Genomic DNA, 22078 nt, shown 5'->3' on the forward strand with positions numbered 1-22078 from the left:
AGCGGTGCGGCGTGGCCTTCAGCCGACCACGGCCCAGCGTTCGGCCTTGGCCAGTTCGGGATCGGTTTCGAGCGCGCGGGCGCGGTCCGTCATGCGGGCGTTGTCGGTGGCGGCGCCGTGCAGGCAGGCGCGCAGCAAGGTGGCCTGGCGCAGGTCGGCGCCGCTCAGGTCGGCGTGGCGGAAATCGGCGTAGGTCAGCTCGGCCCCGGTCATGCTCGCGCCCGCCAGTTGCGCCTTCGCGAAGTGGCACTGGTACAGGTCGGCCTCGTCGAAGCGCGCACCCTGGAACTGGCCCGCCGTGAACAACGACTGCCGCAGCTTCGCGCCGCTGAAGTTCGCCTGCGCGCCCTGCGCCTCGCAGAACAGCACGTGGCTTCCGCTGGCGCGCGAGAAATTGGCGCCGCCGACCCGCGCACCCTGGAAGTTGCATTGCTGGATCGATGTGCCGGAGAAGTCCGCGCCGCTCAGGTCCGCCGAGGAAAACTGGCAGCCGTCGAGCACCAGCCCCACGAAGGAGCGGCCGGGCATCGCACTCTGGATGAAGGCACTGCGCGTCATGCGGGCGCGCGCCCAGGTCAGCTGCGCGAAGTCGCACTGCAGCACCGTCGTGTGCTTCCAGTGGGTGTCGTCGGCGTTCACGTCGAGCAGAGACGTCTCGGTGAACGTCGCCGCCTCGAGGTCGGCGCCGGCCAGGCTGGCGTGGTCGAGCTTGCAGCGCGACACCGTCGCCATGCCGAGCCAGGCCTGCCCCAGCTGGGCATGCGCGAGCGCGCATTCGCTGAAGGTGGCGTTGTGCAGGTTCGCGCCGCGAAAGTCCGCGTGGTCGAGCTTGCAGCGGTTGAACACGGCGCGGCGCAGGTTGGCGCCGCTGAACATCGCGCCGTCGAGCGTGCACTGGTCGAACACGCTCTCGCGCAGGTCCGACTCGCGGAAATCCGCGTCCTGCAGGTCGGCCTGGGTGAACACGCCGCCGCCCAGGAAGGTGCGCGCGAACTGGCCCTTGCGCAGGTTCAGGCCGTCGACCGGTTCGCCCATGCTCAGGGCAAAGGAGAGCGTCTCGGCTTTCACAGCGGTCGCTCCGCGGCGTACTGCGCCTGCTGGTCCGGCGACAGGCGCGGCCAGGTGCGCACGCGCTCGAGCAGGGCGCCGTCGAAGCGCACGTCGCCGTCGAGCCTGGTGCGCGACAGGTCGGCGCCGAACAGGTTGGCCTGGCGCAGGTCGGCGCTGCGCAGGTCGGCATGCTGCAGCACGGCGTCCTTGAAGCTGGCGCCCGCCAGCCGCGCGCGGGACAGTCCGGTGCGGCGCAGCAGCGCGCCTTCGAGGTTCGCCAGCCGCGCGTCGCAGCCGTCCAGCTGGGCCAGCGACAGGTGCGCGCCCGTGAGCTGCGCCTTGACCAGCTTGGCACCACGCAGGTCGACCTCGGCCAGGTTGGCGTTCTTCAGGCTGGCCTGCGACAGGTCGGCGCCCGCGAGCGAGCAGGCCTTGGCGAACACGACGCCGTCGAGCTGCGCGCCTTCGAGCCGCGCGCCGGCCAGGTTGCATTGCAGGAACGTGGCGGCGCCCAGCCGCGCGCCGCGCAGGTCGATGCCGCCCAGGTCGCACTCGATGAAGTTGCTGCCCGAGAGATCGGCCTCGGTGAGCTGCAACCCCTGCAGCTTCAGCTTGTAGAAAAGCGACTGCGCGCCCTGCACGCGGCTCCAGTCCGCCACGCCCCAGGTGGTGTCGAGCAGATGCGCCCCCGCGATGCGCGCGCCGCGCAGCTGCGTGGCCGCCAGGTCGCAGCCGCTGAGCATCGTGCCGGCCAGCGTGGCATCGTCCAGCACGGCCCCGGCCAAGGTGACGCGCCCGAGGTTGGCCGCCGTGAAGTCGGTGCCGATGGCCACGGCCTGGTCGAGCTTCGCATGTGCCAGCACCGCCCGCGCAAAGCAGGCGCCCGACACGTTGGCGCCTTGCAGGTTGGCGCTTTCGAGCCAGGCGTCGGTGAAGTTCACGTCGCGCAGGTCGAGGGCCGACAGGTCGGCGCCCGTGAGATCGATGCCCGGCAGGTTGCGCAGCCCGTGTTCGAGCATCCATTTGAGCTGCGTGCGGCCGTCGATGGCGGCCTGGCCTTGCAGCGGATATGCGGGCGGCTGCAGATGGGCGCTTTGCAGGTAGGCGGCGCGTTCCGCTGCTTCGCGCTGGCCCAGCTTGCGCTCGACCACGGCAGCATCGAACACGGCGCCCTGGCTGCGCTGGGCCATCAGCTCGGCCATGTGCAGGTCGGCGTTGTAGCGCGGCGGTCCGCGATGCGCGAGCTTCTTCAGGTCGACCTTGCCCGCGTCTTCCAGGTCCATGGCGCGCTTCAGCTCGTCGACGATGCGCTCGACGCCGGCCCACTGCTGCACCCGCGCTTCCTCGCGCTTGGCCTTGATGTAGGCCGGCAGTTCGGCCAGGGGCGGCGTTTTTTCCGGCGGCGGCAGCTGCAGGCCGAGCGCATCGGGGTCCTTGCCCTGCGCGGCGGCGGCTTCGCGGGCGAGCTGGATTTCCATCTCGGCACGGCGGCGCTGCGCGTCGCCTTGCAGGCCGTCCATCTGGAAGGCCTCCTGGACCTGCTCGCTCGACGGATCGGTCATGTCGATGCCGTCGGGCAGCAGGTCGGTGTCGTTCAAGGCCTCGATGCCGCCGTCCACCGGGTCGCTGCGGCGCGCGAGCACGTCCACGTAGTGGGCGTCGTCCTTCGCTTCGCCCAGGCGCTCCACGCCGCCGAGCACGGCGGCGATGTCGGAGCCGTCGTCCTCCGCGCATTCAGCCATGCCGTGGAAGACCAGCGCCATGCGTTGCGCATGCGGAAAGAACCAGACGGTCGTGAGGCGCATCGGCACTTCGCGCAGCTTCTGCTGCGGTGGCGCGCCCTTGCCGCCGGCGAGGTTGTAGTTGACGAACATCCGCACGCGCAGCGCAGGCAGCCGGCCTTCGATGCGACTTTGCGTGGGATGCAGGTTGTCCAGCGCAAAAGGCTCGTCGCCCTTCAGCGGCGCGGCCAGCCACTGGTCGCTGGGGGCGAGGTTGAAATGCTTCCAGTCGAGGTCCGGCGCAAAGCCGGGCGAATGCGCCTGGAGGTAGGTCTCGTCGTAGGTGCCGCGGTAGGCCACGCGCTGCGGGTGCACGGTGTCGAGCGGGCCGAAGCCGGCGGGAATGACTTCGGAGCGCGGCGTGAGCACGCGCGAACGCGGCAGCTCCAGGTTGGGCAGCCAGCGCCGCCCCTGGGTCTCCACGCGTCCCGCGCCCACCGCATTGAGCGGGTAGTCGGGGCCGCCGTAGGCCTTGTCCCAGGTCAGCGGAATCGGCTCGACCGCGGCAGGCGGCACGGCCTTGGGCGCGTCGCCGTCCCAGTAGCGGTCGGCAAAAGCCAGGATGGTTTTCTCGGTGCCGCCCAGGCGCACGCGCACCGCGCAGCCCTGCGTGGCCTCGGGCCCCGGGTACGCATGGCCGTGCACCAGGAATTCCGGCGTGAGCTTGGCAATGCCCTCGTCGAGCATCGGCACCGCCATCTCGCCGGCCACGAAATTCCACAGCGATTGCTCGCCCCAGATGCGCCCGCGGTCGCCCTGCTCGAAAGGCACGTGCAGGAAGCCGCTCAGGCACAGGCCGAAGCGCTTGCGGTACTCGACCGCGCGACTGAGCAGCCCCAGCGACAGCGGCTTGTAGACCTGCATCAGCCGCCTCCCGATCCGCCGCCCGATCCTGATCCGCCGCCTGATCCGCCACTTCCTGACCCGCCACCCGACGGGCCGGGTGCAGGTGGCGCGGTCGGCGGCGTCGGCTGCGTGGGCGCCGCCCGGGGCGCCTCGTGCGGGGCCGGCGGGCCCGGTGGCGTTGCGACGGTGGCCGGCAACACGGCATCGCCGGCGGCCGCTCCGATGCCTGCGCCGATCAGCACGCCGCCCGGTCCCAAGGCAGCGCCGCCGACCACGGCACCGATGGCCGCGCCCGCGCCGGCCCGGCCCTGCGCGAGCCGGCGATCGGCCGCCGACGCCATCTCGTTCAACTTGCTTTGCAGCACCGGCATGTCGTCGAGTTCGGCCGCCGTGTCGCGCAGCGCCTTGGCCGCGTCGGCGTATTGCTGCAGCGTGGCGGCGACGCCGGAGACCCCCATGGCCGCGGCGCCCAGCCCGGCCAGCGCCGACACCGCCACCATCGCGCCCGCCGCGGCGCCGCCGCCGGCGCCGGGGTTCACGACCTTGATGCCGGTCGAGTCGATGTCGAAGGCCGACAGGCTCAGGTCGAGCGCGCCGATGTTGCCCATGCGCAGGCCCGCGCAGTTCTCCATGCTGATGGCCAGGGCGTTGTCGATCGAGGCGCCCATGAAGTTGCCCATCTGCAGGCCCAGGAAGGTGCTGGTCGCCAGGCCCATGTTGGCTTCGTTCGACATGCCCAGGTAGCCGCTGCTGTTCGAGCCGAGCACGGTCGTGTTGGAGCCGGTCGAGGTCTGGTTGATGTTTGCGTACGACATCAGGTCGACGTCGCCCGCGCTCACGATCTTGATGCCCGAGGTGGCGGCGATCATGTGGCTGCCGCCGCTGGTGTCCTTGCGGTCGGCGGCCGAGGCGACGCTGATGTTGCCCGAGGCCCCGATGCCCAGCGTGCCCACCGCCATGGTCACCGGGCCCGAGGTGAGCGCCAGCGAAGCCGAGTACTGCGTCATGGCGCCCGTGACGTTGGTGTTCAGCGTCTGGCCGATGATCATGTCGACCTTGCCGGCGATCTGGTTGAACTGCCCCTTGTCGCCGACGATGTTCTGCTGGTGCTGGCCGATGTGGTTGTACTGGCACCAGGTCACGTTGGTGTGCTGGTGCTGGTGAATGATGTTGCGCTGGTCCTTGTCGACCTCGCGCTTCTCGTTGCCGATGGTGTGGACCGTGCGGTCGTTGTCCACCGTGATGCTCTGGTCGTGGCCCACGGTGGTCGAGTCGTCCACCTCCACGGAACGGGACATGTTGCGCTCGGCGTGGATGTTGACCAGCTCCTCGCCCTTCTTGTCCTCGAACATGATCTCGTTGTAGTTCGCGTTGCCGCCGCCCGGCGTGGAGCGCGTCTTGAAGCCGCTCTGCGTGGCCGACTTGTACGGGATCGGCTGGTCGTCGTTGTAGACCCGCCCCACGATGATCGGCCGGTCGGGGTCGCCGTTCATGAAGTCGACGATCACCTCCTGGTGGATGCGCGGCGCGAAGTAGCCGCCCCAGCCCTTGCCGGCCCAGGGCTGCGAGACGCGGATGCGGCAGGTCGACTTGTCGTCGCGCTGGTCGTAGCGGTCCCAGTGGAAGTGCACCATCACGCGGCCCATCTCGTCCACGTCGTGCTCCTTGCCCTTGCCGCCGACCACGATGGCACTCTGCGGGCCCGGCATGGTCACGCGCGGCGTGAGCCGCGGCGGGCGGAACGAGGTCTTGGCCGGCAGCGCCGTGATCAGGAAGGTGCCGGTGCCGCGCGTGGCGCTGCGCAGCGCCGGCGTGCTGCGGATCATCTCGACCAGCGGCGCCAGGCAGTCGACATTCACCGCGTCGGCCGCGATGGCCTCGCGCAGCACCTCTTCGACGGGCTGCGAGGCGGCCTCCTGGCCCAGGCCTTCGTAGCCCGGATGGGTCACGGCGAAGATGCAGCCGCCGATCAGGTAGTCGCCGTTGCGCGTGCCGTCGGGGTCGCCCTCGAGCGTGAAGCTGCGCCCGGCCGTGACGTCGGGCCAATGCGTGATCGCCCAATGCAGTTGGCGGCGCGCCATCATCTCGTCGGCGCGGCGCGGAACGACCACGTCGGATTCCTTCGGCTTGAAGTACCCACCGGGGTACTCGAAGACCTCGAGGCTGGAGAGCTCGTGGTCGTCGGCCACCGTCGCGGTCGGCTTGAGCACCCGGTTGATCGCCTTGTAGTCGGTGTCGCGCGAGGCGTAGGTGCCCGACTGGAACTGGCGCGCACTGACCCACTGCTCGAACTCGTTGAAGCGCGCCTCGCCCGCGCCCTTGGGCATGAAGCGCATCACGCCGGACACCGGCAGCGCGGCGTGCGCCATGTCGCTCGCATCGGACAGGCACATGGTGCCGGGCGTGTCGTGCGCGTCGAACCAGTAGTAAATGCCTTCGTCTTCCAGGATGCGCGAGAGAAAGCTGAAGTCGCTTTCCTGGAACTGCACGCAATAGCGGCGCGGGTCGTGGGTGGCGATCACGCCGTCGACGTTGGTCTTCTTGATGCTCGTGATGGGGCTGTCCTCGAACACCGCGTCGAGCACCTCGAGCACCGGCTTGTCCTGCAGGATGCGCGAGTTGATGCGCTTGGTGAGCAGCCAGAACCACGAGCGCAGGCTGATGCGGTACTCGAAGTAGCGCCCGATCTGCGCCATGCGCGTGAAGCGCACGGCATGGCCCTTGGCATGGCGTTCGTGCTTGCCCTCGTCGGCATCGAAGAACTCGATCACCACGTCGAAGGCCCGCCCGAGGATGTCGCTGGCCGAGATGTCCTCGCGCGCCGACAGCACCGTGAGCTCGTAGCTCGACGGCCGCGCCAGTCCCTCGTGCCCCACGATGCGCCAGAACTTCAGGTCGTCGTTGGCGGGGGAATCGCTGTCGATGCGGAACTCGAGGTCGGCCATCTTGTGTCTCTGGAGGTTGGGGCGTCCGGTCGTCGGGGCGCCCGTCAGTCGAACGCGTAGGTGAAGTCCGCGTCCTTCACGTCGAGCGCCACGCGGCGGATCTCGCCGCCCGAGGCCAGGCGTTGCAGGTACTCGACGGAAATCGTGGGCAGCACGGTGTTGGTGAGGATCGCGTCGATCACGCGCCCGCCCGACTCCGGGTCCTGGCAGCGCGCGACGACCTGCTCGATCACCGCCTCGGTGTATTCGAAGGGCACGCCGTGGTTGGTCTCCACGCGCTTCTTGATGCGGCCCAGCTGCAGCCGCACGATCTTCTTCATCATCTCGGGCGACAGCGGGTAGTAGGGAATGGTGACGATGCGGCCCAAGAGCGCGGGCGGGAACACCTTCATGAGCGGCGCCTTCAGCGCATCGGCCAGCGCATTCGAATCGGGCAGCAGTTCGGGGTCGCGGCACATGCTCATCACGAGCTCGCTGCCCGCGTTGGTGGTCAGCAGGATGATCGTGTTCTTGAAATCGATCATGCGGCCCTCGCCGTCTTCCATCCAGCCCTTGTCGAAGACCTGGAAGAAGATCTCGTGCACGTCGGGGTGGGCCTTCTCCACTTCGTCGAGCAGCACCACGCTGTAGGGGCGGCGACGCACCGCCTCGGTCAGGATGCCGCCCTCGCCGTAGCCCACGTAGCCCGGAGGCGCACCCTTGAGCGTGGAGACGGTGTGCGCCTCCTGGAACTCGCTCATGTTGATGGTGATGATGTTCTGCTCACCGCCGTACAGGGCCTCGGCCAGCGCCAATGCGGTCTCGGTCTTGCCCACGCCCGAGGTGCCGCAGAGCATGAAGACGCCGATGGGTTTCTGCGGGTTGTCCAGGCGCGCGCGCGAGGTCTGGATGCGGCGCGCGATCATCTCCAGGCCGTGCTTCTGGCCGATGACGCGCTGGTTGAGCGTGTCGGCCAGCTTGAGCACCGCTTCGACTTCGTTCTTGACCATGCGGCCGACGGGAATGCCGGTCCAGTCGGCGACCACCGAGGCCACGGCCTGTTCGTCGACCGAGGGCAGGATGAGCGGCGACTCGCCCTGCACCGCATGGATCTTCGTCTGCAGTTCGTGCAGCTCGGCGAGCAGCGTGGCGCGGTCGGGGCCGGCCTCGGCGGCAGCTTCACCGGCCGCCGGCTCGTCGACCGGCTTGTTGCCCGCGCGCAGCTTGCTGCGCAGTTCGAGCAAACGATCGACCAGCCCCTTCTCTTCCTGCCAGCGCGCATTCAGCGCCTCGAGCTGCACCTTCGATTCGGCCAGCAGCGTGGCCACGAGCGCGGCGCGCTTGGTCACGTCGATGCCGATGGCTTCTTCGCGGCCGATGATCTCCTGCTCGACCGTGAGGCCCTCGATGCGGCGCATGCAGTCTTCCACCTCGGGCGGCGTCGCATGCTGCGACACGGCCACGCGCGCGCAGGCCGTGTCGAGCAGGCTCACGGCCTTGTCGGGCAGCTGGCGCGCGGGAATGTAGCGGTGCGAGAGCTTCACGGCCGCCTCGATCGCCTCGTCGAGCAGCTGCACGCGGTGGTGCTTCTCGAGCACGCTGGCCACGCCGCGCAGCATGAGGATCGCCTTGGTCTCGTCGGGCTCTGGCACCTGCACGACCTGGAAGCGCCGCGTGAGCGCCGGGTCTTTCTCGATGTACTTCTTGTACTCGGCCCAGGTGGTGGCGCCGATGGTGCGCAGGTTGCCGCGCGCCAGCGCCGGCTTGAGCAGGTTGGCCGCGTCGCCGGTGCCGGCCGCGCCGCCAGCGCCGACCAGCGTGTGGATCTCGTCGATGAACAGGATGATCGGTGTGGGCGAGCTCTGCACCTCGTCGATCACCTGGCGCAGGCGCTGCTCGAACTCGCCCTTCATGCTCGCGCCGGCCTGCAAGAGGCCGATGTCGAGCGTGAGCAGCTTCACGTCCTTCAGCTGCGGAGGCACGTCGCCGCGCGCCAGGCGCTGCGCGAAGCCTTCCACCACCGCGGTCTTGCCCACACCCGCCTCACCCGTCAGCAGCGGGTTGTTCTGGCGGCGGCGCATGAGGATGTCGACGATCTGGCGGATTTCCTCGTCCCGCCCGGTCACCGGATCCATCTCTCCCTTCTTGGCTTTCTCCGTGAGGTCGACAGCAAATTTCTTGAGGGCATCGCCCTTGCCCATGGCGGCCGGCGCCATCGCGCCCGAGTCTTCGCCGGGTGCACCGCTGCCCATGCCGGTGCCGTCCTGGGCGCGCATCTGCGCTTCGGGCGAGGCGTCGCAAATCTTGGGGAAGTTGTCGGCCAGGTCTTCGACCTTGATCTTCTCGAACTGCTTCGACAAGCCGAACAGCGGGTTGCGCAGGCTCTGCGTCTTGAGCATGCCGACCAGGATGTAGCCGGTGCGCACCTGCGCCTCGCCGAACTGCAGCGTGGCGTAGGTCCAGGCGCGCTCGATGGCGTTCTCGATGTGCGGCGAGAAATCGCTGATGGCGGTGGCGCCGCGCGGCAAGCGGTCGAGCGCGGCCGTCATGTCTTTCGCGATCACCGACACGTCGAGGCCGTAGTGCTGGATCACGCGGTGCAGGTCGGAGTCCTGTGCCTGCAGCAGCTGGGCGAACCAGTGCTCCAGCTCCACGTACGGGTTGCCTCGCATCTTGCAGAAGACGGTGGCGCCCTCGATGGCCTTGTAGGCCAGCGAGTTGAGTTTGCCGAAGAGGGCGGTGCGGCTGATTTCACTCATGGAGGACTCCGTATCTCATCTAGACGATTGGCGAGGGGGTGGTTTGAAACGCCGGGGCCGAACGGCGCGCAATGCGCACGTCGGCCGCGTCGCGCGCGCGGGGTGTCGTGCCGAGCCACGAGGCCCAGCCCAGGCGCGGCGCGTTGCCCTCGCGCTGGCCGAGCCGGGTGGGCGGCACCTGGGCCTTCTCGAGCACCAGCTCGGCGTCCCATTCGAGTTCGTCGCCCAGCAGCTGCTGCATCCAGCGCTGCAGCACGGGGCGTGCCGGTCCGATGGGCAGGAACATGCGGTACTGGTCGAGCGTGAGCGGCCCCAGGTGCAGCCGCACGCGGTGCTGGCGGTCCCAGGCGCGCGTGCCGAGCATCGCGCCCATGCCCATCGCGCGTGAGCTCTCGCCCTGCCCCAGCCGCGTGACCTCGTCCGTGGGCACGCGCATCCAGTGGCCGACCCAGCGCTCCAGCGTCACCGGCACGCCGAAGTAGCTGCACAGCACCGACGCCACGCCCTCCACGTTGTGCACACGGCGCGCGAGCCAGCCCGAGAAGTGCAGCCGCGCGTCGTCATGGATCTCGTCGCGCCCGATGCGCCCCGGCGTGCCGATGCCGACCAGCGCTCCGACCTGCAGGCGGAAGCGGTCTTCGCCCGGCCGGTCGAGCGCGACGGCAGGGCGCGCCTGCGCCCACGCGCGGTAGAAGTGCAGCGAGAAGCGGTGCGAAAAGCTGTCGAGAAAGGCCAGCCAGGTCGGGTCGCCGTGGTTCAGGCTGCGCTCGCGGATGAAGTCGCTCAGGTGCACCGGCAGCGGACCGTTGGGGCCGATGTAGCCGAAGAAGTGCTGGCGCAGGCGCGGCGGCGAGGCCTCGGTCGCGCGCTCGAAGCGGCTGAAGCTGGCGGGCGCGAACGAGAGCGACGGCTCCTGCCCCACGCGCACCGGTTCGGCACTGGGCAGCAGCGCGCGCCCCCAGCGCGGCGTGGTCTTCGCAATCGACTCCAGCCGGCGCATCACCGCGAAGTAGTCGTACGCCCAGGGATCGCTCGACCAGGCCTGCACCGCGGCATCGACACGCGCGCGCGCACCGACATCGGGGGCCGCCGGATGGACGCGCGCTACAGGATCTGGCGCGTCCCGCACAGCGGCCTCCAGCGCATCAGCTCGCCCTTGCCCGACAGGCGCAGCACGGTCTCGACGAAATGGTTCACCTCGACATGCCGCGACAGGTAGCGCGCGAGCACGGCGCCGAACAGGAACACGCTGTGGCCGTGGAAGGCGTCCTTGTCGACCTCGAGCGTCACCTCGAGCCCGCGCCCGAAGGCGATCGGCCCTTTCATCGGCAGGCGGCGCGCCACCGGCTGGCTCTTGACCGACAAGAGCCCGCGCACCTGGCCCTGGCGCATCTCGTCGGCATGCACGGCATAGAGCATCAGCGTCTCGCGCAGTGCCGCCGCGCCCTGCTCGGGCGTGCTGTCGGACAGCGAGAGGTAGTTGAGTGCCAGGTGGTCGATGACGCGCCAGCCCAGCCCCTGGCTCACGACCGGCGACACCGGGCGCGAGGGTCCGCGCACCATGCGCGCGCGCTGCACGGGGAAGGACTCGACGCAGTCGAAATCGTTGTCGCGCCCCATCGGCAGCAGCAGCGGCAGGTCGCGGTTGGTGCACAGCGCCGTCACCGCGAGCTGGCGCAGCGCGGCCGGGTACGGCGCCTGCTGCGGATCGACGATCTGCAGGTAGACCTCGGAGCCGATGTGGCTGCTGCGATGCCCTTCGGTGCGCTGGCGCACCGACAGCATGCGCGGCTCGCGCGTGGTCGTGAAGTAGGCCGGGTGGTTGTGACGCGCGCCGTGGAAGGCCGAGTAGAACGGGCGAAACGCCTGCTCGACCGCCGCGCTGTCGGTGCCCGGCGCGCCGTGGCCGATGACCTCGGTGACGGTGTGCACCTCGAAGTCCTGCGGTCGCGTGCGGTCGGGCAGCAGGTGGAACTGGCTCACGCCTTCGGTCAGCGGCACGCGGTCCAGGCGCCGGCTGAACAGGTTGACGGCCGGCACGCAGTGCAGCTGCACGTTGTCGGTGCCGACCAGCTTTTCGAGCGCCGCATCGCCGCGCGAGAACAGCAGCACGATCTCGATGTCGGTCACCGGCATGGCGGCGAGCAGCGGCTGCAGGCCCGCGATGCGCGCGAACTGGAAGCGCGGCGCAAAGGCGAAGTACTCCTGCAGCAGCCGGAAGCCCGAGAAGCCGGTGGCGGTGACGGGCAGCAGCGCCTCGTCGTCCTCGAAGCCCACGGCCTGGATCGCCGACGGCGGCAGGCTGCGCGCCTCGCCCTGCAGCGCGCCCGAAGGCGCGAGCGGACGCACCATCACACCCACGGGCTGGCCGAGCGCGCACTCGTGCAGCTGCCACGCCACGTCTTCGCTGCCGCCGAAGTGCAGCACCAGGTCGTCGAGCGCGAGCTGGCTGAAGTTCAGCCCCGCCGTGGCGCGCAGGCCGATGCGCAGGCCGCCGCGGATGCTGCGCGCCTGCGGGTGCGTGCCCAGCGGCAGGTCGGGCGCGTAGGTGAAGTACTGCGCGCGCTGCACTTCGATAGGCCACAGGCGCAGCGCGCTCGCGGTGCGGAACTCGCAGTGCGTGTTCTGGCCCACGGCCTGGCGTGCGCGCAGGCCGCTGCCGCGCGGCAGCGTGGGGCCGATGGCCAGGTTGGCGTCGTCGGGGTAGGGCGCAAAACTCACCACGGCCATCGCGGGCGTGGGCGCCAGGAAGTTCGGGTAGACGATGTCGAGCAGGTGCCCGGTGAAGCGCGGGTACTCGGCATCGAGCTTGAGGTTGACGCGCGCCGACAGGAAGGCCGTGGCTTCGATCAGCCGCTCGACATACGGGTCGGCGACCTCCTGCCCTTCGATGCCCAGGCGGTGCGCGATCTTCGGAAAGGCGCGCGCGAACTCGGAGGCGCTTTCGCGGAAGTAGCGCAGTTCCTGTTCATACAGGGTGAGAAGCCGGGGGTCCATGCGGGGGACTTATCTCGGGCTTTGGCTCACGTCCTCGATCTCGATGCGGCCTTCTTCCAGATCAACACGGCTGCGCATCAGGAACTCCAGCGGCACGGGTTGCGCCCAGAGCATGCCGCGGATCTGCAGGCCGATGCTGTTGTGGGAGTCCAATGCCGAGCCTTCCATGACGAGTTCCACTTCGAGAGTGCGGGACAGGATGCGTGGCTCGAACTGCAGGATTGCGTTCTTCAAAGCCTGTTCCATGCTGACACGCTGCACCGACGAGGTGAACTGGCCAGACAGCATAGGCAATCCGTAATTGATGACGGAGCGCGCGGCGTTGGGGTACTGGCGGTCGTCCATCTGCAGGCCGAAACCGGTGGCGTTGAACAGCCAGCTCAGGTCGCGCAGCACGGCCTGGCGCAGCGCCTGCTTGGTCAGCGTGCGCTTGTCGTCGCCCTCGCGCTTCTCGTCGGGCGCATGGTCGACGAGCCGGTCGAGCAGCGAGGGCTGCAGCCGCTCCTGCGCGGCAGGCGCATTGGCATCAGCCACCGCCGCTGCTTTCTTCGCCGCCTTCGGCGGCGGGCGTGAACAGGATCTCGCGCACGTCCATCAGCGCGTACTCGCCGGCATCGCTGCCGAGCACGCGTTGGCCGTAGCCGGCCCAGACCTCGGGGCGCAGCTCGCGCCAGTCGGTCTTGCGTGCCAGGCGCAGCGCGCCGTCGTCCTGCGCCTCGGTGCCTTCGTAGCGCGTGGGAATGAGCGCCAGCGTTTCGCCGCCGTTCTCGAACTGCAGGTGCGCGGGCATCCAGACGCAGTCGCGCAGGTCTTCGGGCGGCTCGATCTTGATGTGCGCCAGCCGCGCGTAGGGAATCCAGTAGTACTTGCCGTTGACGAAGGCCTCGAGCACGGGGCCCAGGCGCATGTCGGCATCGGCCAGCCATTCGAAGGGCGCGCCGTCGATCGAGCCGGCGATGGCGGGTGCGCCGTCGAAGGCGCGCTGGCGCAGGTCTTCGGCCAGCCCGCTCTCGCCGCGGCCTTGCCGCAGCAGCGATTCGATGAGCAGTGCCAGCCATTCGTCGGGCTGGCCGAAGATCATCGGCGTGCGCGTGCCGGCAAACACCTCGGCGCGCAGGCCTTCGCAGCGCACGGCCTCGCCGTACACCTGCTTCATGGGCACGGCGAGCGCGTCGAGCTCGGCCGCGACGTTGAGCTGGTTGAGCGCGCGCTCCCACTGCCCGAGCACGCACAGCAGCTGCGCCATGAAGACGCGCAATTTGGCGTCGGCGGGCTTGGCGCGCACCTCGTCGCTCAGGGCCTGGAGGGCGCCGGCCGGGTCGGCGGACTGGAGCAGCGCGGCGGAAGCGGTGGTCATGGTGAGGGCTCCGTGAAGGTCGTCACTGGGTGGCGGTGATGGTGGCGGTGCGCACCGCGCCGCGCAGGCCGGAGTGCTGCTGCGCGGCCGACTTGATCTCGACCTTGCGACCCGCGAACACCGTGACCTCGCGCGGCTGGCGCGGATGCCCGCCGGTAAGGATGGCCTGGCTGATCACGCGCGCATCGGTCAGCACGATCTCGAGGAAGGGGTCGGCCACCATGTGGTCGCCGCTGGCACGGTAGACGAAGATCGACACCTCGAGCTTGTCTTCCTGGCTCGCGAGCAGGCTCGAGATGGAGGCGGTGGCGGCGTCGCACTCGCGCACCACCACCAGCGGGAAGATGCGCACCTTGCCCTTGGTGGAACCGGGCGGCGCAGCCACTTCCATCTGGTGGCAGTAGCCGCCGATGTCGATGAACTCGATGCCGCGCTCCGACTCGCCCTTGACCTTGGTGCCGCGGCTGTCGATCGACATCATGAAGTCGTTGGCGGTCTCGCCCGCGAGCAGGTCGAGCATGCGCAGCAGCTCGTCGGGGTCCAGGATGCCTTCAGCGGACAGACTCATTGCAATCTCCTTGAGAAAAAATTCCGGTCATCAGCGCACGGGCGCGTCCCCGGCCGACCAGGACACCATGGCGGCGAACAACGGCCGCTTCTGAGGATTCGGCTGGCCGCGCAACCGCAGCTCGGCCATCGGCGATTCGGCCACGCCCGAGCCGAACAGGCGCGGTGCGCTCTGCGGCGTGGCAGGCATGGCAAACACATACAGGCGCGCACCCGCGCCGGCGAACCAGGGCAGATCGAAGCGCTTGGCCGCGGGCGCCTCGCGCGTGCCGCGCTCGAAGCGGTTGCTGTCGCCGGGGTCGTCGGGGTACACGGCGCGCAGGCCGCCCTGCGCATCGAGCCCGGCCACCACGAGATCGACCGAGTGGCCGCTGGTGTTGCGCACCTGCAGCGCCGCGCGCTCGCCGGGGCGCAGCGCCAGCGCCGGGCCGGCGGCGCGGCGCGCGGGTTCGCTGCGCACCAAGCGGTCGCCGTTCCAGATTTCGAGCACGGCGTCGAAGCCGTCGAACGGCGTGTCGTCAGCGCCCGCACCCAGTGCCTGCAGCTGGTTCCACCACTTGAGCCGGGCCAGCGCCTCGAGGCGCCGCTGCACGGCGGTGCTGTCGGGCAGCAGCTCGGCGCGGCCAACGGCGTTGCCACCGAGCGACGGCGCGAGCAGCTCGAGGCGCTGGCCGCCGGTGCCCAGGTCGGTCCAGCGCACGTCGGCGGTGCTGTCTGCGTCGGCCGCGAGCACCGAGGCCGGGTAGTCGAGGTTCAGGCGCGGTGGCGGCTGGCCGCTGTCGCTGCGCACGCGCAGCGCGATCGCGGGCGGCGGTGCGAGCGGCGAGACGCTCCAGGTCGCCGCGCCCGACAGGGCCCGCAGCGCTTCGGGCACCGGCAGGCGCGCGCTGTCGAATTCGGCCTGCGCCAGTGCAGCCTGCGCGCTGCGCACGGTGCCGTCCTCGCGCGTGGCCAGCACGCGCAGCGCCTGGCGCGGCTGCAGGCCGTCGATCTGGCCGGCGGGCACGGTGAGCGTGTCGCCGCTGCGCTGCGCGCGCCAGACCGGCTGCGTCGAGGCCGCGGCCACGCTGTTGGCGAACAGCCGGCCGTCGAGGTTGCCCTCGGCCACCGGCGAGGGCAGCTCGCGCGTGGGGAAGCGCTGGGCGAGTTCGTCGATCACCGGCGGATAGAGCGCGAGCACGCCGTCGAACAGCGCGCGCCAGGTGGCGGGCTTGCGCTCCAGCGCGCCGGCCACGGCCCAGGTCAGGAGGCCCTGCGGGCGCGCCGCGCGGCTCTGGCGCGGCAGGCGCAGCTCGGGCGTGATCTGGTGGCTTTCGGAGGCGTAGAAGGCGACATAGCGGGCGCGCGCCACGCGGGCGACGGCGGGCGGTGTCGCGGGCGATGCGGCGGCCGGTGGCGGGCCTGCGCGCAGCTGCGCGGCGCGCAGGCCGCGCCAGCGCACCTCGTCGTCGGGCGGGCCTTCGGCGGTGGCGGGCACGGCGGCGGCTGCGGCGCCGCGCGTCATCGAGGTGGCGGCGCAGGTGTCGAACACCGACCACACGAACACGTCGCGTGCGAGGAAGGCCTGCACCCAGGCGTCGAAGTCGACATCGCGCACGCCGCCTGCAAGTGCGCTGTCGGCCCCGATGGCACCGCGCACATCGCGCGCAAGAAAGTTTTCGGCCAGGCCGTCGGGCTCCTGATAGCGCTTGGTGGTGTCGCGCCAGCGCGTGCCGTGGCCGGAGAAGTACAGCAGCACGAAGTCGCCGCTCTTCGATTGCGCGAGCAGGCGGCCGAGCGCGGCGTGGATGGCCTGCGCCTCGGGCAGTGCGGCACCGGGCACGCCGTCGGCCAGCACGGCGATGTCGGTGGCGGCGAAGCCCTGCTTGAGGAGTGCGTCGCGCATCAGCGTGACGTCGTTGCGCGGCGCCTGCAGCCACAGGGTTTGGGGCTGGTTGACGAGTTCGGAGACGCCGACGAGCAGGGCGCGTGGGGTGGCGAAGGCGGTGCTGGTGCAGATGAGCAGCAACGCCATCAGCAACGCTCGCAGAAAGTACCCCTGCATTGCTCCTTCCCCTTCCGGGGGAAGGCTGGGATGGGGGCAGGCAGAGCGCCCGATGGATACGCCGCTTGCCCCCACCCCTGCCCTCCCCCGGAAGGGGAGGGAGACAGACGGGGGCAGCGCGGCACGCGTCATGGCTGTTCCGAAGCCGGCCCGGCCGACGCAACCAAGGGCGACGACGCGAGCACCGACAGGCCGCCCACCGGATCGGCCACGCGCAGCCGCCAGACGCCGTTGGCACCCGGCCCGCCGACCACTTCGGCCGACATCGTGCGCAGCAGGCGATCGGCCTCGTCGATGCGAACGCCCTCGTTCCAGCGCACGACCAGGTTCGCCTGCGCCACAACCGGCGCCGTGGGCACCGCGCGAAAACGCACCTCGTCCTCTTCCGCAGTGCTGCGCCCACCGATGAGCCCCACGTTCTGGATCACCGCGAACAGCGCCACCGCAGCAAACGCCGGGCGCACCCACCCTTCGGCGCCGAACCAGCGACGGATGCTGCCCCACCAGCCGTCCTCGGGCCGCGGCTGCGGCCGGGCGGGCGATGGCGACGGTGCGGCGGGGGTGTCGTCCTGCGGCTGCGCCAGCGCGCGGCCGAGTTGCAACCCCGCATCGCGGTACAGCGCCTGGTAATCGGTGCGCGGGTCTTGCGGGCCGAGCGGCGTGCCCGACAGCACCGAGAACGCACCGCCCACGGCGCGCAGCGCAATGCGCCCCGGCTCCGGTGCAATGGCGGACGCCGCGTGCGCGGCCCATTCGTCGTGCACCGCGCGGATCGCGGCCAGCCGCGTGGCCGACACCTCGCCGAGCACGCGCGCGGCCAGCTGCGGGCTGGGTTCGAGCGTGAGCATGTTCCAGGCCTGGACCACGCCGAACATCGGCTCGAAGGGCTCGTCGTCGGGCTCCAGCAGCACGTCGAAGTCGGAGGCCCAGTCGGGCTCACCGGCGGCCATCCAGCCCTGCCAGAGGTCGCCGTGGATGCAGCGGTCGAGCAGCACGCCGAGCAGGCGCCCGTCGTGCACCACGCTCACGAGGCGGCCCGGCGCCCAGCGCGCGGTGAAGGCGCGCCGGGCGACAGCCTCGCGGCGCCGGGCCAATTCGGTCAAGGGGAGCAGCAGGTCCGACGTTACGGGCGTGCCCGCGCCGCTGCCGTGCGGCATTGCGACGGTGGCAACGTCCGGCGCGGCATCACCGGGCGGCGCGCCGGTTTCGAACGCATGGCGGATCACGCTGAGCGGGGGCCAGAGGTCGGTGGTCATGGCGTCTGTTCCTGAATGGCTATGTCTTCAGACATAAGACGCTTCAGCCCCGAGGATTTTGAAAACCTGCAGGATCGCCGCCATGTTGTCGGCCTCGATCGCGATGCCCAGGGTCTGGCCGATCCAGCTGCCGATGCGGGTCTGCGCATAGCCGGCGCCCAGCCCTTCGCGCTTGTGCACGAGGCCCAGCCGGCCGGCGCGGTAGTGGTACGAGGCGATGGCGTGGCGCGAGGCCACACCCGACAACCCTCCCTCGGCCTCCTGCCCGAAGCCCTCGCACAGCAGGATGCGCTCGGGCTCGGGCAGCCCGGCGATGAAGGCGCGCGCCGCCAGCTGCACGGCCTGCGCGCTGAGGCCGTGCTCGGCCAGGCAACCGTCGAGGTCTTCGCCGGGCCCGAGTTCGTCTTCGAGCTGGGCCTCGGTGATCTGGTCGCCGATGGAGACCTTGCGGCGAAACGAACTGGCGCGCGTGCAGTCGATGAGGTAGCGGCGGAAGTACGCGCACAGCGCGAAGGCGGTGGACGGCGCGCTGTGGCCGGCGCGCTCTTCCGACTCGTCGGGGTCGGCGTCGAGCCGCAGCACCTTCACGTAGATGAACTGCGCCACCAGCTCCTGCCGCCCCTCGCCCAGCACCTGCAGCTCGGGCGGGTTGCAGGCCACGAGCGCCTCGCCCACGATGCGGTACATGGTGCCCATGTCGTCCGAGGACAGCGTCTGCCGGCGCCGCCAGAGGCGGACGAGTTCAGAGCTTTCCGCGGACGAGAGGGTTTCCTGCATGAAGGGCCAAGGGGTCGAAAGAAGCGGGATCAGTCGTCGACGCAGACGCCTTCCGAGGGCACGAGGCACTGCGGGAGATTGGCGCCGGCCGGCCCACCGCGCGTGCGGATCGCACCCGACACCGCTGCCTGCGCCACGGCCAAGCCGCGTGGCAGCAGGATCCACAGCTGCCCGCGCTCCTTCATGCGGCGCGCGTTGGTCGCCGCCTGCTGGCCGTTGCCGAAGAAGTAGTCGGCCCGCACCGCGCCGCGGATGGCGCCGCCGGTGTCCTGCGCGATGGTCAGGCGCTGCATGGGCGCGCCGCTGCCGGGCGTGCGCGTCGACACGAACACCGGGTAGCCCAGCGGTGTGCTGCGCGGATCGACCGCGATCGAGCGGCCGGCCGACAGCGGCACGCCGAAGGCGCCCACCGGACCGCCCGCGGGCGAGGTCGATTCCTTGAAGAACACGTAGCTCGGGTCCTTGATGCCGGAGCCGGTCACCGCGCCGGCCGTGCGACGGCCCGGCACCACCACCGCGCCGCTGGCCGTGGGCCGCGCCAGCGTGAAGCCGCGCGTGCGGATCACGCTGTTGTCGATGGCGCCCGTGTCTTCGTCATCGCCGTCGTCCAGCGTCAGCTCGAGCGAGCCGCCGCGCACCTTCACGGCGCTGCGCGGCTTGCCGTTGGCGGCCTGCGCGATGGTCGGGCGGAAGGGCTGGCCGTTCTGCTCGGCGTAGGCCACGCGCACGACTTCGCCGCTGGGCAGCTTGATGCGGCCCGAACCCTGGATCTGCATCTCATACAGCGCGGTGGCGCTGCTCACGAAGGCCAGCACCTTGGCATTGGGCGCGCCCTTGGTCTCGATCTCTTCGCGCGTGTAGTACGGCAGCAGGCGCTTGCCGTCGATGCGCAGGCGCACCTTGCGGTCGAGCGTGTCGCGGGTGATGGCAGACAGGTCGAGCGCGTACAGGCCCGGTGCGCCCATGTCGCGCGTGCTCAGGCCGCTTTGCACGATCACGTTGCGGCCCTCGACCTTCGCGGCCACCGTGGCGCTGCCGGCCGGGAGCTTGCGCGCATCGACGAACAGCATGTCCTCGGGCTGGCCGTAGACCGGGTAGATGAACGGCGCGACGTAGGTGCGGCTGCCCGCGATCTCCGGCTCGAAGTAGCCGGTGACCACGCCGTCGGGCTTGCGGTCGTCGTCGCGGATCTGATAGGCCGAGAACTCGCTCTCGAAGAAACCGCGAATGGCCTGCGTGCTCTTGCCGTCGACCTTCAGTGCGCGGTCGCACACGTCCTTCCACTCGGCGCCGCGGCCGTTGAGCACCTTGCAGCTGCCGAGAAACGCCGGCCAGCTTTCCGAGAAGTCGTCGCGCGCCCAGCCCGGCACGGCGTCGAAGCCGACCGAGGTGTAGGTGGCGAGCTGGGTCGAGAAGGTGCGCGCCTGCCCGGCCACGCTGCCGCCGGTGGGACGGGCCGGTGCGGTCGCGGGGTCGGTCGTGGCGGTCGGCGTGGCGGCTGTGCCCGTGGCAGACGGCGGCGTGTTGGCGCAGGCGGCCAGCAGCACCAGCGCGACCACGGCGGCCGTTCGGCAAAGGGGGAGCGCGAAGTGCGGCGACGGTGACGTGTGCATGAAAGTCTCCTGGTCGTGGTCGTGGAATGGGGGCCGAAAGCGGCCGACGCTCTACAGACGATTACTTCTCGACGATTTTGAAATTCGCGACGCCATAGACGTCGTTGCACGGCGGGGCGCCCGGCGCGCACACCGGTTTGCCCAACAGCGGCGACGGCCCGGTGCCGCGCGTGGCTTCGAGTGCCGCGAGCACCGGCAGCGGGAACTGCGGGAACACGCCTTCGTTCTGCACGCCCGAGGCGCCGAAGTCGCGCTCGTGCTCGCTCACGAGCACCGCGAACTGGTTGGTGCCGGCCGGCCCGCCGGCGTCCATCGGCCAGGAGGCGCGCGGCAGCGCCAGCGCGGCGTTGGCGGTGATCTTGTTGTACTTGTCGAGCAGGTTCGGGAACAGCAGGAACATCTCGCCGCCGCTGGACAGCAGGAACACGTAGACGAAACCGTCGCGCTTGCTGCGCACCTCGAAGGCCAGCTTGTCCTTGCCGATGGCGACCTCGGCCTTCTTCGGCGTGGCCGTGACTTCGAAGCCCGGGGCGGCGCCTGCCGCGAGCGATTGCAGGGATTCGGCGGGGGTGCGTGGCTTGGGAGGCGGCGGGGGTGGCGGCGGCGGTGGGGCCTCGGCGACCTGGGTGGGGGTGTCGGGGGGCGGTGCGGGCGTGGCGGTTTGCGCCGTTTTGCCGGCATCGCCTTCGCTGCCCGAGCGGCCGAGGAACCACCAGCCACCGCCCGCTGCGACGACCAGCACGGCGGCGACGACGGCGCCGAGGACGGCCTTGTTGCTGCCGCCGCTGCCCTTGCTGTTGTTGTTCGCGACAGGTGCCTTGACGGCGATGGGCTTCGGCATGTGGGCCGTGCCGATCACAGTCGGTGCATCGGCACCCGACTGACTTTTGCTTCGTGCGCCCGACGGCGGCACGGTGCGCGGCGTGGGCGCGATGCTGTGGCCGACCTCGAGACCCAATGCCGCGCGCAGCTCCGCCATCGATTGCGGCCGTGCCTCGGGCCGCACGCCCAGGCCCGCATCGATCGCCGCGAGCAGCCGGTCGCTGTAGCGCTGGCGCAGGATGTCGTTGCCCGCCAGCGGCACGTAGCTGTCGGACAGCAGCCGCGCCACCGAGGGCGGCGGTGCCCGGCCGCACACGGCGACGTGCATCACGGCGGCGAGCGCGTAGACGTCGGTCCATGCGCCCTGCGACATGTCGGGCATCTCGGCGTACTGCTCGATGGGCGCGTAGCCGGGCTTGAGGATGACGGTGATCGCCTGCGTCTTGTCGGTGATCACGCGGCGCGCGGCACCGAAGTCGAGCACCACGGGGCGGCCGGAGCCTTCGAGCAGGATGATGTTGTCGGGGGCGATGTCGCGGTGGTAGCAGTGGGCGTTGTGCATCACGGCGAGGGCTTGCGTGACGCCGTCCATGATGCGGGTGAGCCAGGCTTCGTCGACGCCTGCGGGGATCGCTACGAGTGCCTCTCGCAAGGTGTCGCCCTTGTAGAAGGGCATGACCATGTAGGTGGTGCCCTTTTCTTGCCAGAAGCGGTAGACCTTGAGGAGCGAGGGGTGGTCGAACTGGGCGAGGAGGCGGGCTTCGTTGATGAAGCTGCGCATGCCGAGGTCGAAGGTTTCTCTGTGTCTTTCTGACAAGGGGACTACGGTGCCGTCTTGCTGTCTTGTGGAGAGCGAGGTGGGGAGGTATTCCTTGATGGCTACTACGCGCTCCAGCGTGTGGTCCCAGGCCTCGTAGACGACGCCGAAGCCGCCTTGGCCTACGACTCGGGTGACTTCGAATTCGGCGAGGCGGCTGCCTACGGGGAGGAGGCCTGCGTCGTGGGTTGCGGTTGCTGGGCTGGTGACGGGGGTGCCTGAGGCTGTGGTGAAGCCGCCGGCGGTGATGACGGTGGCTCCGCCTGTGTCAGCTTCGGTTGTGGGAGTGCGTGAGACGACTCGGGTGCGGTCGTCTTCCGGTGGGGTGGTGTTGGAGTCGGTCATCGACTGGCTCCTGTTATTTGGACTGCGTTGTGAGGTTGCTTTCCGGGGCCGGGTCTCGCCCCGGCAGGCGACCTACTTTTCTTTGCTTCGCCAAAGAAACGTAGGCAAAAGAAAGGCGACCCT

The 22078-nt window shown here is 70.2% G+C and carries 14 protein-coding genes; all 14 read right to left on the minus strand.

Features of this window, described 5'->3' with window-relative positions; all coding sequences use genetic code 11:
* Positions 1-18: 18 nt before the first annotated feature.
* On the minus strand, positions 19-1068 hold the full coding sequence (locus AC07Q9_RS31275; protein WP_495312922.1) for a pentapeptide repeat-containing protein: 1050 nt from the start codon (positions 1066-1068) through the stop codon (positions 19-21).
* Positions 1065-3695 (minus strand): DUF2169 family type VI secretion system accessory protein, encoded by a 2631-nt coding sequence (locus tag AC07Q9_RS31280; protein ID WP_495312923.1) that lies wholly within the window; start codon positions 3693-3695, stop codon positions 1065-1067. The genes AC07Q9_RS31275 and AC07Q9_RS31280 overlap by 4 nt, the downstream gene beginning before the upstream one ends.
* Positions 3695-6622: a type VI secretion system Vgr family protein gene (locus AC07Q9_RS31285; protein WP_495312924.1), complete on the minus strand. Its 2928-nt coding sequence runs from the start codon at positions 6620-6622 to the stop codon at positions 3695-3697. Before AC07Q9_RS31285 ends, AC07Q9_RS31280 begins: the two co-directional genes overlap by 1 nt.
* 44 nt (positions 6623-6666) lie before the next feature.
* Positions 6667-9360: a type VI secretion system ATPase TssH gene (gene tssH / locus AC07Q9_RS31290; RefSeq protein WP_159273679.1), complete on the minus strand. Its 2694-nt coding sequence runs from the start codon at positions 9358-9360 to the stop codon at positions 6667-6669.
* 19 nt (positions 9361-9379) lie between these two features.
* The gene (gene tssG / locus AC07Q9_RS31295) at positions 9380-10489 is read right to left on the minus strand and encodes a type VI secretion system baseplate subunit TssG (RefSeq protein WP_495312925.1); all 1110 of its coding nucleotides are present in this window, start codon (positions 10487-10489) and stop codon (positions 9380-9382) included.
* Positions 10465-12357: a type VI secretion system baseplate subunit TssF gene (tssF, locus tag AC07Q9_RS31300; protein ID WP_495312926.1), complete on the minus strand. Its 1893-nt coding sequence runs from the start codon at positions 12355-12357 to the stop codon at positions 10465-10467. Before tssF ends, tssG begins: the two co-directional genes overlap by 25 nt.
* 9 nt (positions 12358-12366) lie before the next feature.
* Complete coding sequence (tssE, locus tag AC07Q9_RS31305; RefSeq protein ID WP_492683710.1) at positions 12367-12891, minus strand: type VI secretion system baseplate subunit TssE; 525 nt, start codon at positions 12889-12891, stop codon at positions 12367-12369.
* Complete coding sequence (locus tag AC07Q9_RS31310) at positions 12884-13714, minus strand: type VI secretion system accessory protein TagJ (protein ID WP_495312927.1); 831 nt, start codon at positions 13712-13714, stop codon at positions 12884-12886. Before AC07Q9_RS31310 ends, tssE begins: the two co-directional genes overlap by 8 nt.
* A 22-nt stretch (positions 13715-13736) precedes the next feature.
* The gene (locus AC07Q9_RS31315; RefSeq protein WP_495312928.1) at positions 13737-14282 is read right to left on the minus strand and encodes a type VI secretion system tube protein Hcp; all 546 of its coding nucleotides are present in this window, start codon (positions 14280-14282) and stop codon (positions 13737-13739) included.
* A 30-nt stretch (positions 14283-14312) separates the two neighbouring features.
* A complete protein-coding gene (locus tag AC07Q9_RS31320; RefSeq protein WP_495312929.1) occupies positions 14313-16325 on the minus strand; it encodes a caspase family protein in 2013 nt (670 codons plus the stop codon).
* Between the two features lie 128 nt (positions 16326-16453).
* Entirely contained in the window at positions 16454-17581 is a 1128-nt protein-coding gene (locus AC07Q9_RS31325) for a hypothetical protein (protein WP_495312930.1), read from the minus strand.
* 27 nt (positions 17582-17608) lie between these two features.
* The gene (locus AC07Q9_RS31330) at positions 17609-18358 is read right to left on the minus strand and encodes a hypothetical protein (RefSeq protein WP_070063873.1); all 750 of its coding nucleotides are present in this window, start codon (positions 18356-18358) and stop codon (positions 17609-17611) included.
* A gap of 29 nt (positions 18359-18387) precedes the next feature.
* Complete coding sequence (gene mltA, locus AC07Q9_RS31335; protein WP_495312931.1) at positions 18388-19971, minus strand: murein transglycosylase A; 1584 nt, start codon at positions 19969-19971, stop codon at positions 18388-18390.
* 61 nt (positions 19972-20032) lie between these two features.
* Positions 20033-21955 (minus strand): protein kinase domain-containing protein, encoded by a 1923-nt coding sequence (locus tag AC07Q9_RS31340; RefSeq protein ID WP_495312932.1) that lies wholly within the window; start codon positions 21953-21955, stop codon positions 20033-20035.
* Positions 21956-22078: the final 123 nt, after the last annotated feature.

This window comes from Variovorax sp. GW821-FHT09A10, from assembly GCF_059418385.1.